This window comes from Cupriavidus sp. IDO, assembly GCF_000812465.1.
GTDB lineage: Bacteria > Pseudomonadota > Gammaproteobacteria > Burkholderiales > Burkholderiaceae > Cupriavidus.
Genome location: NZ_JWMA01000044.1, coordinates 170,396 through 187,165, shown reverse-complemented (window position 1 = coordinate 187,165; position 16,770 = coordinate 170,396). Strand labels below are relative to the sequence as shown.

10 protein-coding genes are annotated in these 16,770 nt (G+C 65.7%); all 10 read right to left on the bottom strand.

Translation table 11 applies throughout. The annotated features are described in order from the left end of the window. Window positions 1-72 precede the first annotated feature (72 nt). Window positions 73-2,031 carry a tetratricopeptide repeat protein gene (locus tag RM96_RS15230; protein WP_039011708.1) on the bottom strand — a complete coding sequence of 653 codons (1,959 nt, stop codon included), beginning with the start codon at window positions 2,029-2,031 and terminating at the stop codon, window positions 73-75. 207 nt (window positions 2,032-2,238) lie between these two features. Then, window positions 2,239-3,390: a branched-chain amino acid ABC transporter substrate-binding protein gene (locus RM96_RS15225; protein ID WP_039011707.1), complete on the bottom strand. Its 1,152-nt coding sequence runs from the start codon at window positions 3,388-3,390 to the stop codon at window positions 2,239-2,241. Between the two features lie 153 nt (window positions 3,391-3,543). Continuing rightward, window positions 3,544-7,512 carry a trifunctional transcriptional regulator/proline dehydrogenase/L-glutamate gamma-semialdehyde dehydrogenase gene (putA, locus tag RM96_RS15220; RefSeq protein ID WP_039011706.1) on the bottom strand — a complete coding sequence of 1,323 codons (3,969 nt, stop codon included), beginning with the start codon at window positions 7,510-7,512 and terminating at the stop codon, window positions 3,544-3,546. A gap of 197 nt (window positions 7,513-7,709) precedes the next feature. Further along, complete coding sequence (locus tag RM96_RS15215) at window positions 7,710-10,022, bottom strand: primosomal protein N' (protein ID WP_052279521.1); 2,313 nt, start codon at window positions 10,020-10,022, stop codon at window positions 7,710-7,712. 559 nt (window positions 10,023-10,581) lie between these two features. Further along, window positions 10,582-11,673, bottom strand: coding sequence for a uroporphyrinogen decarboxylase (gene hemE, locus RM96_RS15210; protein ID WP_039011704.1), 1,092 nt, complete (start codon window positions 11,671-11,673; stop codon window positions 10,582-10,584). A gap of 59 nt (window positions 11,674-11,732) precedes the next feature. Next, a complete protein-coding gene (locus RM96_RS15205) occupies window positions 11,733-12,689 on the bottom strand; it encodes an alpha/beta hydrolase (RefSeq protein ID WP_039011702.1) in 957 nt (318 codons plus the stop codon). Between the two features lie 16 nt (window positions 12,690-12,705). Continuing rightward, window positions 12,706-13,143 (bottom strand): CoA-binding protein, encoded by a 438-nt coding sequence (locus RM96_RS15200; RefSeq protein ID WP_039011701.1) that lies wholly within the window; start codon window positions 13,141-13,143, stop codon window positions 12,706-12,708. Between the two features lie 711 nt (window positions 13,144-13,854). Further along, entirely contained in the window at window positions 13,855-14,271 is a 417-nt protein-coding gene (locus RM96_RS15195) for a F0F1 ATP synthase subunit epsilon (RefSeq protein ID WP_039011700.1), read from the bottom strand. A 142-nt stretch (window positions 14,272-14,413) separates the two neighbouring features. Continuing rightward, the gene (gene atpD / locus RM96_RS15190; RefSeq protein ID WP_013958384.1) at window positions 14,414-15,817 is read right to left on the bottom strand and encodes a F0F1 ATP synthase subunit beta; all 1,404 of its coding nucleotides are present in this window, start codon (window positions 15,815-15,817) and stop codon (window positions 14,414-14,416) included. 33 nt (window positions 15,818-15,850) lie between these two features. After that, window positions 15,851-16,726 carry a F0F1 ATP synthase subunit gamma gene (gene atpG / locus RM96_RS15185; protein WP_039011698.1) on the bottom strand — a complete coding sequence of 292 codons (876 nt, stop codon included), beginning with the start codon at window positions 16,724-16,726 and terminating at the stop codon, window positions 15,851-15,853. Window positions 16,727-16,770: the final 44 nt, after the last annotated feature.

Sequence of the window (16,770 nt, the reverse complement as noted above, 5' to 3'; positions counted from 1 at the left end):
CTCCCGGGATGGCGTTCTTTTCATACAATCGGGGCGGGCCCCTGGACGTACTCGACCCTGCGGACAGGAGCCTCATACGCCCCATAGCTTCCATTTCGGGCGGCTCGCCTTCAGCGCGGTTTCGACCTTGCCATACAACCCTCGAGTACGTCCCTGCTCGGCGCCCCCTGCGCGGGCCTTGTCAAACCAGGCCAGCGCGGTCTCGCGCTGCTCCAGCCCCAGGGCGGCTTCAACGGCATGCAGCCAGACCTCGGCCTCCCAGTCGTCGCGCACCGCAAAGGCGGCGACGAAGTCCTCCATGGCCTGCTGGTGTCGCTGGGCGGCGTTGTGAATCAGGCCACGCTGCACGCGCGGGCCAGCCTGATCCCACGGATCGCCTTCGGTCATGGCCACGGCCTCCTCGAACAGCGGCAGTGCGCGCTCGAGGTCGCCCTGGTCGCGCCAGACCTGGCCGAAGCGGTTGAACAGCCATGCGTCCTCGACCAGCAGCGCGCGGCGCTGCTGGGCATCGATCTCGGCCAGTGCGTCGGTACGGTCGTGCTCGTCCATGCCGGCCATCCGGCCTTGCAGCAGCGCGGCGAAATGGGCACGCGCGTGCGCCATCGGGTGCGCGGCTTCGCTGCGCGCCTCGACCGGCAGCGCGTCCAGCCTGGCATCCATATGGGCCATAGCGGCGCGGGCGGCCTCGGTCGGCTCGGCGCCGCCGATTGCCTTCCATGCCGCGATCAGGCGGCTGAAGGCCCAGGTCACGTCGGCGGGATTGCGTTCGAGCGGGTAACGGTTGAGCACCTCGCCGGCCAGTTCAACCACCTTCTGGTGCTGGCCGGCACCGGCGTGGCAATCGAGCAGGTCGATCCAGTGGTCGATGAATTCGCTGGCCGCCATGCCCTTGCGATGTAGCTCGATCCGTTCGTCAAGGGTCGCGGCATCGGCCGGCAGGCTGCGCGCCAGCAGGCGGCACAGCAGCGAATAGACATGCGGATCGGCATTGCCGCCGTGTCCGGCCGCATCGCCTTCGCCGCTGGCGAAGTACTGCTCGAAGCGCGCCAGGCCCATACGGCAGGCGGCGATCAGCTTCGGACGCAGCGTGGCTTCGGCGGCCGGCACTTCGTCGATAAACTCGCCCAGGGCCGTGGCAGCGCGGAAGTAGGCGGCGCCGTCGTCGGACTTTTCGGTCAGCGCGAAGCCAAGCCAGGGCTGCGGATCGGCGGTGCCGCCGGTCTGCTGTGCGGCCTGATGGCGCCATGACAGCTCGCGTACCTGGCTCTGCGGGTCCGGGTACTGGCGCTGGTAGACGGCCATGTCGTCCAGGGCGCCGTCGAGGTCGCCGGTAGCGAAGCGCAGCGGTGCGCGCAGGCGCCGGGCCTGGGGATGATCGGGTTGTTCGGCCAGCACGCGGGCGGCCTGCTCCACGGCGAGGGCGTCGCCGGCCTCCGGTTCAAGGTCGAGCAGGTCGGGATTGTCCAGGGCGATGCGGCCAAGGCAGATGCGCATCATCGGATCGACCGCCACCCCGGCGGCTTCGGCGCGAGCCATGTAGTCCTGCACCAGCGGCAGGATATCTTCGGCGCCGAGATCCGGCGCGCGGTACAGCAGGTCGTGCCAGTAGCGGGCAGCGCCGGCGAATTCGGCGAGCCGGAAGCAGGCGAGCCCCGCATGGAAATGCGCGGCCCACTCGCCCGAAACCAGCCCGTTGCGCTGCGCCGCTTCATGCAGCGGGGGCACCGCATCCCGGTCCCGTCCCATGCTCATCAGCATCGCGCCATAGCGATGGGCAAGCACGCCACGCGACGCCCAGCGGTGGGCCGCTTGCAGCGGCAGCGAATCCAGCTGCGCCAGCGCATCATTCAGCACCCCGAGCGCCGCCGCGGCATCGCCGTTATCAAAGTGCAGCCGCGCACGCAAGGTAATGAAATCGACGACTTCGGGCCGCGCCTGCGACAGCTGGTCGGCGATCTGCAGCGCTTCGCCATAGCGCCCTTCGTTGGCTAGCTCGATCGCGTGGTCGTAGCTGACTTCCTGCACGGACACGTACTGCTCCTTCTGGATTGATTGTGCGAGTGCGGGATTATGCGCCAATGACGCGGATCCCCATCGGGAACAACAAACGGCAGGATTCGGGGATTCTTTAGAAATGGGGCCTGTCCGGCCTTGGCGCAGGCAAGGAAACAAGGCGGCCAATGAGAAACGCCACCCGCGGGGTGGCGTTTCTCAATCAGCTGACTGCTGCTGGCCGGCTTACTTCCCGCCAACCGTCTCCAGCACGCTCCACTTGCCGCCAACCACCTTGTAGACGGTGATACCGCCGTCCTTCAGGTCGCCGCGCGCATCATAAGCCAGCGTCTTGGTGGTCACGCCCTGCATATTGGTGCCAGCCAGCACCGGCAGGTAACGCGCCGGGTCGGCGGAGCCGGCCTTGATCATGGCGGTCATCATGGCGGTGGCGCCGTCATAGGCGTACGGCGAGTAGGTCTGCACCTTGCTGCCGAAGCGCTTCTCGTACTTCTTCTCGTAGTTGGCGCCGCCCGGCATCTGGTCCAGCGGCAGGCCGGCCAGCGAGACCACGGTGCCGTCGGCAGCCGGGCCCGCAAGCTTCAGGAAGTTGTCGGTCTTGGACATTTCGCCCGAAACCAGCGGGGCCTTCATGCCCAGTTCCTTCACCTGCTTGGCCATCGGGGCCGATTGCGTTTCAGCGCCGCCGTAGAAGATGATGTCCGGGTTGCTGCGCTTGATGTTGGTCAGCACGGCCTTGAAGTCCACCGCCTTGTCGTTGGTGAACTCACGGCGCACGATCTTGCCGCCGGCGGCCTTGGCGGCCTTCTCGAATTCGTCGGCCAGGCCCTGGCCGTAGGCGGTGCGGTCATCGACGATGGCGATGTTCTTCGCGCCCAGTTTCTTCACCACGAAGGCGCCGATCACCGAACCCTGCTGGGTGTCGGAGGTCATCATGCGAAAGGTGGTCTTGAAGCCCTGCTTGGTGTACTCCGGCGCGGTCGCCATGGCGATCTGCGGAATGCCGGCGCGGTTGTAGACCATCGATGCGGGGATGCTGGTGCCCGAATTGAAGTGGCCGAGCATGCCCTGGATGCCGCTGTCCACCAGCTTCTGTGCCACCACCGAGCCGGTCTTCGGGTCGGCCTGGTCGTCTTCGGAGACCAGCACGAACTTGACTTCCTTGCCGCCGATCTTGGGCTTGGTGGCGTTCATGTCCTCGATGGCGAGGACGACGCCGTTCTGCATGTCCTTGCCGTACTGGGCCTGGCCGCCGGTCATCGGCGCGGCAAAGCCCAGCTTGATTTCCTGGGCCTGCGCAAAGGCTGCCGAGGCGCCAGTCAGACCGGCGAGGGTCAGGGCAACGGTCATAGCCGTCTTGTGGAATGTCGAGCTCATCAGATCTCCTTGGGTCCCAAATGGTGCCGATGTAGTGCCGTTGCCGGCGTATTCAGGCGCAATATTGGCAGTATTGCGCCTTGCTTGGATGCGCGCCGGGGCAGGATCGCTGCCATGGTCGCGCGCTTCGACTGAACGACGTCCGAGGTTTTCTCAGCCGATCGTCATCAAACTCGCATTGCCGCCCGCGGCCGCCGTGTTGACGGACAGCGAACGTTCGATCAACAAACGCTCCAGCGCCACGTTCGGTTCACCGTGCGCAAGACCCTGCACGCCGACGATCGGGCCAGGGCGGCCGGCCACCTGTTCGCACACCGTGCGCAACTGGTCCGAGTCGCCGTGATGCAGCACTGCGTCGAACGCCGTGTCCGCCGCGGTCCAGTCGGCCACCATGCGGACGCGCGATTGTACGCCCTTCGGCAGGCGCGAAAACAGCCCCCTGCTGACCTCGTTTTCGGCCCATACGGCCTCGGCGCCGACTGCCAGCACGGCCGCCAGTTGCGTGGCCAGGTCGGCTTCCTGCGCGGCCAGGCAGAGCACGCGGCCGCGCGGCAGCAGCGTGAAGGTATTGCGTTCGCCGGTCGGGCCCGGCAGCGTCACGGTCAGGCCCGACGGGGAAGCCGCGGCGAAGCGTTCGCAAGCGGTGGCCACGGCCGGCAGCTCGGCCTTGGCCCAGGCCTGGAAGGCTTCGGCGGCTTCGTTGCGCGGCGTACCTGCCTCTGCGGCGCCGGCGACGTCCGACGCCCGCACGCTGCGCGCGACCGCATCTTGCGGGCACACCGAGAGCAGCCGATGCAGGTAGAGCGGGCCGCCGGCCTTGGGGCCGGTGCCAGACAGGCCTTCACCGCCAAACGGCTGCACGCCCACCACGGCGCCCACGACGTTGCGGTTCACATACAGGTTGCCCACATGGGCGCGGCTGACGATATGGGCAATGGTCTCGTCGATGCGGGTATGGATGCCGAGCGTGAGGCCATAGCCGGTGCCGTTGATCTGGCTGACCATCGTATCGAGCGCCGCGCGCGGGAAGCGCACCACGTGCAGCACCGGGCCGAACACTTCGCGCTTGAGTTCCTCGATGCTGTCCAGCTCGATCAGCGTCGGCGGCACGAAGGTGCCGTGGCGGCAGCTGGCGCCCTGCGCGGCGTTGGGATCGGCCTGGTGGACGCGGCGGCCCTTGGCGCGCATGGCGTCGATATGACGGACGATATTGCCGCGCGCCTCGTCATCGATCACCGGGCCTACGTCGGTGGACAGCCGGTCCGGATTGGCCATGGTCAGCTCGCTCATTGCGCCCTTGAGCATTTCCAGCACGCGGTCGGCCACGTCTTCCTGCAGGCACAGCACGCGCAGTGCCGAGCAGCGCTGGCCGGCGGAGTCGAAAGCGGAGGTAAGCACGTCGCCCACCACTTGTTCGGCCAGGGCCGACGAATCGACGATCATCGCGTTCTGGCCGCCGGTTTCGGCGATCAGCGGGATCGGGCGGCCGGCGGCATCCAGGCGGCCGGCGACATTACGCTGCAGCAGGCGCGCCACTTCGGTCGAGCCGGTGAACATCACGCCCTTGACGCGGGCATCGCCAACCAGCGCGGCGCCCACGGTCTCGCCGCGGCCCGGCAGCAGCTGCACCGCCCCGGCCGGCACGCCGGCTTCGCGCAGCAGGCGCACGGCGGCGGCGGCGATCAGCGGGGTCTGCTCGGCGGGCTTGGCCAGCACCGGGTTGCCGGCGGCCAGCGCCGCGGCCACCTGGCCGGTGAAAATCGCCAGCGGGAAGTTCCACGGGCTGATGCAGACCACCGGGCCCAGCGGGCGGTGAGTGTCGTTGTCGAAGCTGCGGCGGATCTCGGCGGCGTAATAACGCAGGAAATCGACGGCCTCGCGCACTTCGGCAATAGCGTTGGAGAAGGTCTTGCCCGCCTCGCGCATGATGATGCCCATCAGCGACTGCATCTGGGCTTCCATCAGGTCGGCGGCGCGTTCCAGCGCGGCGGCGCGCACGTCGGGCGGCGTGGCCTGCCAGATCGGCGCGGTATTGACGGCTGCCTGCAGCGCGGCCTCGACCTCGGCCTGGCTGGCCTCGGTGACGTGGCCCACTACGTCGCGGTGGTCGGCCGGGTTCAGCACCGGGGCCGCCACGGCGTCGGCCGCGCGCGGCACCTCGGCGCCCAGCAGCGGCGCGGCCACAGCGCGTTCGTTGGTGCCGGCGAGCAGCGCCGAAGACAGCGAGGCCAGGCGATGTTCGTTCGAGAGATCGATGCCGGCCGAATTCGGTCGGCTCTTGCCATACAGCGTGCGCGGCGACGGGATACGCGGGTGCGGCAGGCCGAGCACGCCCTCCTCGCGGTGCATGGCTTCGACCACGGCGACCGGATCGGCCACCAGTTCGTCGAGCGAGATGCTGTCATCGGCAATGCGGTTGACGAACGAGGTGTTCGCGCCGTTTTCCAGCAGGCGGCGCACCAGGTAGGCCAGCAGCGTCTCGTGCGTGCCCACCGGCGCGTAGATGCGGCACGGGCGGTTGAACTTGCCGTCGGCGGTGGCGCCGACCACCTGGTCGTACAGCGGCTCGCCCATGCCGTGCAGGCACTGGAACTCGTACTGGCCGGGATAATAGTTGTGGCCGGCGATCTGGTAGATGGCCGACAGCGTGTGCGCGTTGTGCGTGGCGAACTGCGGGTAGATCGCGTCCGGCACCGACAGCAGCTTGCGCGCGCAGGCGACATACGACACGTCCGTGTAGACCTTGCGCGTATAGACCGGATAGCCCTCCAGGCCGTCGACCTGGCCGCGCTTGATCTCGCTGTCCCAATAGGCGCCCTTGACCAGGCGGATCATCAGGCGGTGGCGGCTGCGGCGAGCGAGGTCGATCAGGAAATCGATCACGAACGGGCAGCGCTTCTGGTAGCCCTGCACCACGAAGCCGATGCCGTTCCAGCCGGCCAGCTCGGGCTCGAAGCACAGGCGCTCCAGCAGGTCGAGCGAGATCTCCAGGCGGTCGGCTTCCTCGGCGTCGATATTGATGCCGATGTCGTACTGGCGCGCCAGCAACGTGAGCGACTTCAGGCGTTCGTACAGCTCGCTGACCACGCGCTCGTGCTGCGCACGGCTGTAGCGCGGGTGCAGCGCCGACAGCTTGATCGAGATGCCCGGGCCTTCGTAGATGCCACGGCCGCGCGAGGCCTGGCCGATGGCGTGGATGGCCTGCTCATACGAGGCGAGGTAACGCTGCGCGTCGGCCTCGGTCATGGCGGCCTCGCCCAGCATGTCGTAGGAGTAGCGGAAGCCTTCGGCTTCGTACTTGCGGGCGTTGGCCAGCGCTTCGGAAATGGTCTCGCCGGTAACGAACTGCTCGCCCATCAGGCGCATGGCCATGTCCACGCCCTTGCGGATCAGCGGCTCGCCGCCCTTGCCGATGATGCGCGTGAGCGCCTTGGTCAGGCCCGATTCGGTGTGGGTGGCAACCAGCTTGCCGGTCAGCAGCAGACCCCAGGTGGCGGCGTTGACAAACAGCGACGGGCTCTGGCCCAGGTGCGACTGCCAGTTGGCGCCGCTGATCTTGTCGCGGATCAGTGCGTCTCGGGTAGCCTTGTCGGGGATGCGCAGCAGCGCCTCGGCCAGGCACATCAGCGCCACGCCTTCCTGGGACGACAGCGAGAACTCCTGGATCAGCCCTTGCACCAGCCCTTCGCGGCCGCTGCCGACCTTCTGCTCGCGCAGGCGGGTGGCCAGCGTCTTTGCCATCTTGATAGCGGCCTCGGCCTGCTGCTGCGGCAGGCGGGCCTGCTCTAGCAGCACCGGAACGCAATCGGTCTCCGGGCGCCGATAGGCGGAGGTAATGGCGGCACGCAGCACCGACTGCGGCTGGATGCTCTGGGCGAATTCGAGAAACGGTTGCGGCACGGCGTCCATATGCCCGGTATCGGCACCATCGGTGCTATCCGGCTCGGCGGTACCGGCGGCGCTGGTCTCATGCGGCCACTGCCCGCGCTCGACCTGTTCCAGGTAGGTAAAGATGGCCTGCTTGATCAGCCAGTGGGGCGTGCGGTCGATGGATTGGGCGACGCGCTTGAGGCGATCGCGCGAGGCGTCGTCGAGCTTGACGCCGAGAGTAGTGGTGGCCATGCGAGCAATTCTCCGTAAGACGTTAGGCAGACGGACGGTGCTACCGCGAACATGCGGCAAGGCATGGGCGCGCGACCGGCCGCAGCCTGTGAGCTGGCGCGATCTTACTCCTGAGAAACGCAGAGGTGCAACCTAGTGCAACCACTAGTAAACGACGTTGTCTGCGGGTTGCACCAATATCATAGGCTCATAGCCAGTCAGATCCTCAACGGGTCGATCTCCAACTGCCACCGGACGCCCTTCACCTGCGTTCCCACTTCTGCGAAAGTTTGGACCCACTCTCCGATAAACCGTTGCAACGCCGGTCGTGAAGTGGCCTCGACCAGCATCTGCGCGCGCTCCCGGTTGGCGATCCGGACCATCGACATCGGCACCGGGTCATGGAGTTGCACCTCCGGCGCCATCCGGCATTGGTCAGCCAGCAGGCGCGCGCTCTGCAGGAACTGCAAGGCTCTCTCCAGTTGCCCATGCTCGGCCGTGACCAGCACCTGATAGCAGAACGGGGGCAACCCGGCCTGCCGGCGTTCGCGCAACTGGCTGGCAGCGAATCCATCATAGTCATGGCGTACCAGCGCCTGCAATGCCGGGGTATCCGGATAGCGCGTCTGGATCATGACCTCGCCCGCGAGCCCGGCCCGCCCTGCCCGTCCGGCCACCTGCATCAGGGAAGCGAACAGGTGCTCGGCAGCGCGGAAGTCGTGGCTGAACATGGCGGCATCCGGATGGACAATACCCACCAGCGTGACGCGCTGGAAGTCATGCCCCTTGGCGACCATCTGGGTGCCGACCAGGATGTCCACCTCGCCCGCGTGGACCTCGTCGAACATGGCCTGGGCGCTGCCCTTGCGCCGTGTGGAGTCGGCGTCGATACGGGCGATGCGCGCCTGCGGGAAACGGGCCGCCAGGGCCTCCTCGATGCGCTGCGTGCCACGCCCGAGCGGCGCGATATCGACGTTGCCGCAATCCGGGCAGTGATGTGGCACCGGCGCCTCAAGGCCGCAATGGTGGCAGCGCAGGCGGCGCTCAGGGCGGTGCAGGACCATGTATGCCGAGCAGCGCGGGCAGCCCGACAGCCAGCCGCAACTGTCGCAGGCAATCACCGGCGCATAGCCGCGCCGGTTCAGGAACAGCAGGCTCTGCTCGCCGCGCGACAGGCGCGCATCGATGGCATCGAGCAGCGGCACCGAAAGCCCTTCAAACAGCGTACGTTGCCGCTGGCGCTCATGATTGAGATCGATCAGGCGCACGGTGGGCAGGGTTGCGTCGGCCTGTGCCCGCTCGCGCAGCACCAGCTTGCGATACGAGCCCTGCTCGGCCCGCCACCAGGTTTCCATCGACGGCGTGGCCGAACCCAGCACCACCGGGATTTCGAGCTGCTTGGCACGCCACACGGTCAGGTCGCGCGCCGAGTAGCGCAGGCCTTCCTGCTGCTTGTACGAAGTGTCGTGCTCCTCGTCCACCACGATCAGCGCCAGATGGGGCAGCGATGCCATGACCGCCATCCGGGTGCCCAGCACGATGCGCGCCTCGCCGCGATGGGCAGCCAGCCATTGCAGGCTGCGCTCCTGATCGGCCAGGCCGCTGTGCAGCACTGCCAGCGGCAAGTGTGGAAAGCGCGCGGCGATGCGGCTCTGGAGCTGCGGCGTGAGGTTGATTTCGGGGACCAGCATCAGCACCTGGGCCTGCGCGTCGCGTGCCAGCACGGTTGCCATGGCGTGCAGGTAGACCTCGGTCTTGCCGCTGCCGGTGACGCCGTGCAGCAGGAACGGGGCAAAGCCTTGCGCTGACCCGATGGCGTCGACGGCGGCGCGCTGTTCCTCGTGCAGCGGCGGGGCGACCGAGGGCGCTTGCTCCGGCGCCGTGGCGAGCAGCGGACGATCGCACTGCCGCGCCTCGACCCAGCCGGCCTCCAGCCATTCGGCCAGCCGGGCCGGGGCCGCTGCGCAGAGTTCGCGGGCCTCGAAAAGGCTGATGGGCTCGGCCTGCCCGCCAGCGGCACGATCGGCCAGCACCTGGGCCAGTGCACGGACGCTGCGCGCGCGCGGCGGCACGGCGGCCAGCAGATCGGCGGCGTGTTGCGGCAGCAGGCGGTACTCGTCGGCGCGCGCACGCTGTCCGAGCCGGGCCCAGCCCTCGGCCTCGCGCAAGGCGGGCGGCAAGGCCGGCAGCATTACCTCGCCCAGCCGGCGCTGGTAGTATCGTGCGGCAAAGCCGGCCAGTTCGATCCAGTGGCTGTCCAGCGGCGGCATCCAGTCCAGCCGGGCCGCGACTGCCCGGATGCGGTCGGGCGGCACCTCAGAGTCCTCCGCGCATTCGACAGCGACGCCCACCACGCTGCGGCGGCCGAACGGGACCACGACGAGGTCGCCGGGACGGACATCGGGCGTCGCAAGGTAGTCGAAGCAGTCGTCGGCGGGCGTATCAAGCGCTACCCGGAGAATGGGCAGAGCGTCGGCGGCGGCGGCAGGAGACGCCGCCGCCGACAGCGCGGCCTGGGGACCCGGATTCATCCGGCCTTCCCCGGCCACCGGGAGCGGCGATGGTGCATGGTGCCTGCGCAATCGTTGTGCAGGATGCAGTTACCTAAGTAGCGGCTTAAAATTTGGATGCGGCGCAACATCAACTTAAAGTAAAACTTTAAATGTGGCCCTAAGTCGATGATAGATGACTGGTTTTCCACTAATTCCGCCGCCCCTGTGGATAACTTTGTTGAAAAGTCGAGCTAACTTTCCGCCAAGGCCCAAAAAACAAGGGTTTCATCGGCATCCACCCGGGCTTTGAAAAACTTCCAAGTCCTTAATAATCAAGGGCTTGCGAACATCCCCCAGATGAGTTAAGGACTAACCCCGTCTTGCACTGCGGCAAACCTATTGGTGTGCATAAGTCAAGCCTTGACAGTCAAGTCCGAGCACCTTTTTGGCGTATCGACGCAAAATAGTTTACTTGACAGACCGTCCTGCGCGCCTTCCACTGCACCGCGCGCCGCGTGCCTGGAAATCGCTGCAACGCGGGGAAACACCGGCAGCGCATGTTCCGCTCCTGCAAAGGAAACAACGCCGCCGTCACACCTTATCGGGCGCGCAGTTGACAGCTGTAGCGATGAACCTCATCGACCAGCACGGCAACACTCTCGGGCGGAGTGAACTGAGAGATACCGTGCCCGAGGTTGAAGACGTGGCCATCGCTGCCGCCGCCGGCTGCGTAGCTGTCCAGTACGCCACGTACCTGCTCGCGAATGGCCGCCTCCGGTGCGAACAGCACGGTCGGATCGATATTGCCTTGCAGGGCGACGCGGCCGCCGGTGCGCCGGCGTGCTTCGGCCAGGTTCACGGTCCAGTCCAGGCCGATGGCATCGGCACCGGTATCGGCAAGGCCTTCCAGCCACAGGCCACCGCCCTTGGTAAAGACGATGGCGGGGATCTGCTCGCCGTTGTGCTCGCGCTTGAGCCCGGCCAGCACTCGGCGCATATAGGCCAGCGAGAACGCCTGGTACATGCCGTCGGCCAGCGCGCCGCCCCAGGTGTCGAAAATCATGACGGCCTGCGCGCCGGCCTCGATCTGAGCGTTCAGGTAGGCGCTCACCGCCTGCGCGTTGATGTCGAGGATGTGGTGCATCAGGTCGGGGCGGCCGTACATCATCGCCTTGACCGTGCGGAAATCGTCCGAACCGCCGCCTTCGACCATGTAGCAGGCCAGCGTCCACGGGCTGCCGGAGAATCCGATCAGCGGTACGCGCTGGCGGCCGTCCTGCACCAGGGCCCGGCGGATCTCGCTGACGGCATCGAAGACGTATTGCAGCGAAGCCATGTCGGGCACCGCCAGTTTCTGCACGTCAGCTTCGGTACGCAGCGGGTGTGCGAAGCGCGGGCCCTCGCCCAGCGCGAACGACAGGCCCAGGCCCATCGCGTCCGGGACGGTCAGGATGTCGGAAAAGAGAATGGCCGCATCGAGCGGATAACGATCCAGCGGCTGCAGGGTCACCTCGGTGGCATACGCGGGATTCTTGGCAAGACCCAGGAAGCTTCCGGCGCGGGCACGCGTGGCGTTGTACTCGGGCAGGTAGCGGCCTGCCTGGCGCATCAGCCACAGCGGCGTGTACTCGGTTGGCTGGCGGCGCAGCGCGCGCAGGAAAGTATCGTTCTGCAATGCGGTCATGGTCATCCTCGTAAGACCGCCATTCTAAGGGATGGGCGGGCCGCGCCGGCGGTTTGCAGGATCGGTCAGGCGTCGTCCAGCAGATCGACAAAAGCGGCCGCGGCCCGGCGCATCCACTCGCGGGCGCGCGGTGCGTCGGGTTGCAGGCGTGCGAAACCGTGCGTCATGCCGCTGGCTTCGATGGTGATGACGGGGGCGTCATGGCGAACCAGGAAGTCCGCATAGGCGAGTCCGTCGTCGCGCAGCACGTCGTGCGCGGCCACCATCACCACGCTGGCCGGCGGCAGACGTGCCGGCGCCGCGGCCATCAGGTGGATGCGGGGATCGTCGGTTTGCGCGCCGCGCGCCAGGGCGTCGGCGCCGATGAACTGGGTCCAGAACCAGGCCATTTCGTCGCGCGTGAGGCCGGGGCCATCGGCGAACGCGCGATAGCTTTCCGAACTGAGCACCGGCGCCGTCACAGGGTAGATCAGCAATTGCGCCCTGACCAGGTCATCACCGGCGAGCGCGTTCGCCTGTTGCGCCGCCACTGCGGCCAGGTGGCCGCCGGCGCTGTCGCCTGCAACGGCGAGGAAATCCGGATCGAGCCCGAGCGCGGCACGCCGGGCAGCAAACCACTGGACGGCCTCCACGGCGTCGTCGCAAGGCGCCGGGAACGGAAATTCGGGCGCCAGGCGGTAATCGATGCTGGCGACCGCGCAGCCCGTATCGGAAGCCAGCAACGCGGCCACCGTGTGGTGGGTTTCGTGCGAGCCGACCACCCAGCCGCCGCCATGGAAGTAAATGATCAGCCTCGGTCGCGCCACGCCGGACGGACGGAACAGGCGTGCGGCCAGCGTGCGGCCCGGCAGCGCAAGAGACAGATCGACGGTCTCCATGCCATCCGGATCGTCCGCTACCGATGGCGCGGCCACTTCGGCAAAGCGGGCACGCCTTGCAGGCGCATCAACGGGTACGGGGCGGCCGGAATATTGGTCGGCCAGGCGGCGGTAGTAGGCGAGGAGTTGCGGGTCGATGGCCATGTGCGGATTAGGGGATTCAGGACAGTTCCAGTTGCCGCGAGAGTTCAATCTTGCTGCAGCAGTCCTGCACGGCAAGCAGCCCGGCCGCACGGGCCTTGGCCACTGCCGGATCGTTGACAATGCCAAGCTGCAGCCAGATGCCGCGCGCGCCGATGGCAATGGCATCGTCCACCACTGGCGGCGTGTCTTCCGCGCGGCGGAAGATGTCTACCCAGTCGATCCGTCCGCCGTCTGCGCGGATGGCGCGGGCGGCTTCATCCAGCGTGGCGTGGCAAGGCTCGCCGAGGATGTGATCGCCGGCATGACGCGGGTTCACTGGCACGATCCGGAAGCCGTGCTGTTGCAGGAACTCGGCCACTTCGTTGCTTGGGCGATCCGTACGATCAGACAGCCCGACGACGGCCACCGTCTTCATCGCCAGCATGGCGCGTATCGCTTCGTCCATTTGTGTCATCCAACTCTCCGCGATTTTGTCGTTCTGGCAAAAATTTAGCCGCCTCGATCCGGCGGCATCATTCGGGCATGAATATCAAATCGTACCTGCGAAAATGATTCGCGGGCATCCGCACAGGATTGTGCGTAAACGAACACAGAAAATCCGAGGGGAATGATACGGTAGAGGCACGTTAGCAGAGGAAAGTGCGCCACGAGTTGGGGGAATGTGCGCAACGCGCCGGATTTCACCGACTCAAGCTTTCAACTTCTTGCAAAACGATACATTTTGTTACTGCCATGCCGGGGAGTTTCCCCCACAATGCATTGACACACCGACGTTTGGGTGTGGGACGGCCCCGCCAGAAATCGTAGTCAGAAAATGGGGACGTGCTGAAGAAAGCCTTTGGCAGTAAATCCCGATTGTCCGATCCAGCAAGCAAAGCCTGCCGGATCGGAGCACCAGGAAGACCGGATGGCGCGCGGCCTTATGGCCTGAGATGCGGATAGATGTATCCGATGCGCCTTGATAGTTGTCCTGGACCGAACCCGTTCCTTCGAATTGACCCCTCGAAGGGATTTTCCCGTCCGCGCGGAGCCTCCCCGGCCCGCGCGCTTTTTTTGGTCCAGGCGAATTAAAGAATATCGCCAGCCAAACAAAAAAGGCAGCCATGCGGCTGCCTTTTTTTAGATGCCGCGCCAAAAAAACAACAGCGCGAATCTCCCTAATTGCTTACTTCTTACGACGCAGGCGGGCGATGGCAGCCAGTTGGGCAGCCGCCAGGGCGAGCTCGCTCTGAGCACGAGCGAGATCCAGATCGCTGCTCTGGTTCTGCATCAGCTCTTCGGCGGCGCGCTTGGCTTCCCGCGCCTTGGCTTCGTCCAGGTCGCTACCGCGGATTGCGGTATCGGCCAGCACGGTGACGTGCTTGGGCTGGACTTCGAGAATGCCGCCGGCAACGAACACGAACTCTTCGCTGCCATCTTCCTTCTCGATCCGCACCGCACCCGGCTGGATGCGCGTGATCAGCGGCGTGTGGCCCGGCAGAATGCCCAGCTCACCCGACTCGCCCGGCAGCGCCACGAACTTCGCCTGACCGGAGAAGATCGACGCTTCCGCGCTGACGACGTCTACAAGAATGGTTGCCATATCAGATCCTTTCTCCTGAAAGCTTCGGCTTCCCGTTTCCAGGAAGCAAGTATTTCGCCTTCAGGCTAGGCGCGGCTGCCGCAGACAGTAGATTAACTACGGCAAGGCAGCCGCAACGACGCATGAAGGCGAAAGACGCCACTTACTGGAGCTTCTTGGCCTTTTCGAAGGCTTCGTCGATCGAGCCGACCATGTAGAACGCCTGCTCGGGCAGGTGATCGCACTCGCCATCCACCAGCATCTTGAAACCACGGATGGTTTCCTTCAGCGGCACGTACTTGCCCGGCGAACCCGTGAACACTTCGGCCACGTGGAACGGCTGCGACAGGAAACGCTGGATCTTACGAGCGCGGTTCACGGCCATCTTGTCTTCCGGCGACAGTTCGTCCATGCCCAGAATCGCGATGATGTCGCGCAGTTCCTTGTAGCGCTGCAGGGTCTGCTGTACGGCGCGCGCAACGTTGTAGTGCTCCTGGCCAACCACTTGCGGGTCCATCTGACGCGAGGTCGAGTCGAGCGGGTCCACTGCGGGGTAGATACCGAGAGCGGCAATGTCACGCGACAGCACCAGGGTCGAGTCCAGGTGCAGGAAGGTGGTAGCCGGCGACGGGTCGGTCAAGTCATCCGCAGGCACGTAGACGGCCTGGATCGACGTAATCGAGCCGGTCTTGGTCGACGTAATACGCTCCTGCAGCTTGCCCATTTCTTCAGCCAGCGTCGGCTGGTAGCCCACGGCGGAAGGCATACGGCCCAGCAGTGCCGACACTTCGGTACCAGCCAGCGTGTAGCGGTAGATGTTGTCGACGAAGAACAGGATGTCACGGCCCTCGTCGCGGAACTTCTCGGCCATGGTCAGGCCGGAAAGTGCCACGCGCAGACGGTTGCCCGGCGGCTCGTTCATCTGGCCGAACACCATGGCCACCTTGTCGAGCACGTTCGAGTCCTTCATTTCGTGGTAGAAGTCGTTCCCTTCACGGGTACGCTCGCCCACGCCGGCGAACACCGACAGACCGCTGTGCTGCTTGGCGATGTTGTTGATGAGCTCCATCATGTTGACGGTCTTGCCCACGCCTGCGCCACCAAACAGACCCACCTTGCCGCCCTTGGCGAACGGGCAAATCAGGTCGATCACCTTGATGCCGGTTTCGAGCAGGTCGGTGGAAGGCGACAGTTCGTCGAACTTCGGCGCCTTCTGGTGAATCGCGCGCCGCTCGTCGGAAGCGATCGGGCCAGCTTCGTCGATGGGGCGACCCAGGACATCCATAATGCGGCCCAGCGTGCCTTGACCCACCGGCACCGAGATCGGCGCGCCGGTGCTCTTCACCGGCATGCCGCGGCGCAGGCCGTCCGACGAACCGAGGGCAATGGTACGGACCACGCCGTCACCCAGCTGCTGCTGGACTTCGAACGTCAGGCCCTTTTCGGCGAACGACGTTTCGCCGCTGTCTTCCAGCACCAGCGCGTCGTACACCTTCGGCATCGCGTCGCGCGGGAACTCGATGTCCACCACGGCGCCGATGCACTGCACAATATTTCCGATACTCATTTCGTATCTCCGATAGCTTGAATTCTTGACGCCTCAGACCGCTGCCGCACCGCTGACGATCTCTGACAATTCCTTGGTGATCGCTGCCTGCCGGGTCTTGTTGTAGTCCAGCTGCAGTTCGCCGATCACGTTCTTGGCATTGTCGGATGCCGCCTTCATGGCCACCATGCGTGCCGACTGCTCGGACGCCATGTTCTCGGCCACGGCCTGGTACACCAGCGCCTCGACGTAGCGGACCAACAGCTCTTCCACCACGGTCTGCGCGTCAGGTTCGTAGATGTAGTCCCACGAGTAGGCGCGCTTCTCTTCTTCCGTCTGCGACAGCTTGTCGGCGGCGAGCGGCAGCAGTTGCTCAACCATCGGTTCCTGCTTCATCGTATTGATGAACTTGGTGTACGCGATGTACACCGCATCGACTTCACCATTGGTGAATGCGTCGAGCTGGACCTTGATCGCGCCGATCAGCTTTTCCAGGTGCGGGGTGTCGCCGAGCTGCACCACATTCGAGGCCACCTTGGCGCCGATGCGGCTCAGGAACTGCATGCCCTTACCACCGATGGCAGTAGCTTGCACATCCACGCCGCGACCCTGCAGGCTCTTCAGCTCGTTGGTCACCGCACGCAACACGTTCGTGTTCAGACCGCCGCACAGCCCCTTGTCGGTCGTGACCACGATCATGCCGACGCGCTTGACTTCGCGATCCACCATGAACGGGTGCTTGAACTCGGGGTTGGCAGAAGCCAGGTGCGCCGCGACATTGCGCACTTTCTCGGCATAGGGACGGGCAGTGCGCATCCGCTCCTGCGCCTTGCGCATCTTGGATGCGGCGACCATCTCCATCGCCTTGGTGATCTTGCGCGTGTTTTGCACGCTCTTGATCTTGGTTCGAATTTCTTTCGTTCCGGCCATATCTTCCTCTCCGTCCGAACCGCACCGCGCGCTGCCAGGCAGCG

Bases quoted from the DNA above. Each gene is read 5' to 3' on its own strand.
- RM96_RS15225 (WP_039011707.1), bottom strand. From the start codon at position 3,390: ATGAGCTCGACATTCCACAAGACGGCTATGACCGTTGCCCTGACCCTC.
- putA (WP_039011706.1), bottom strand. From the start codon at position 7,512: ATGGCCACCACTACTCTCGGCGTCAAGCTCGACGACGCCTCGCGCGAT.
- RM96_RS15215 (WP_052279521.1), bottom strand. From the start codon at position 10,022: ATGAATCCGGGTCCCCAGGCCGCGCTGTCGGCGGCGGCGTCTCCTGCC.
- hemE (WP_039011704.1), bottom strand. From the start codon at position 11,673: ATGACCATGACCGCATTGCAGAACGATACTTTCCTGCGCGCGCTGCGC.
- RM96_RS15205 (WP_039011702.1), bottom strand. From the start codon at position 12,689: ATGGCCATCGACCCGCAACTCCTCGCCTACTACCGCCGCCTGGCCGAC.
- RM96_RS15200 (WP_039011701.1), bottom strand. From the start codon at position 13,143: ATGACACAAATGGACGAAGCGATACGCGCCATGCTGGCGATGAAGACG.
- RM96_RS15195 (WP_039011700.1), bottom strand. From the start codon at position 14,271: ATGGCAACCATTCTTGTAGACGTCGTCAGCGCGGAAGCGTCGATCTTC.
- atpD (WP_013958384.1), bottom strand. From the start codon at position 15,817: ATGAGTATCGGAAATATTGTGCAGTGCATCGGCGCCGTGGTGGACATC.
- atpG (WP_039011698.1), bottom strand. From the start codon at position 16,726: ATGGCCGGAACGAAAGAAATTCGAACCAAGATCAAGAGCGTGCAAAAC.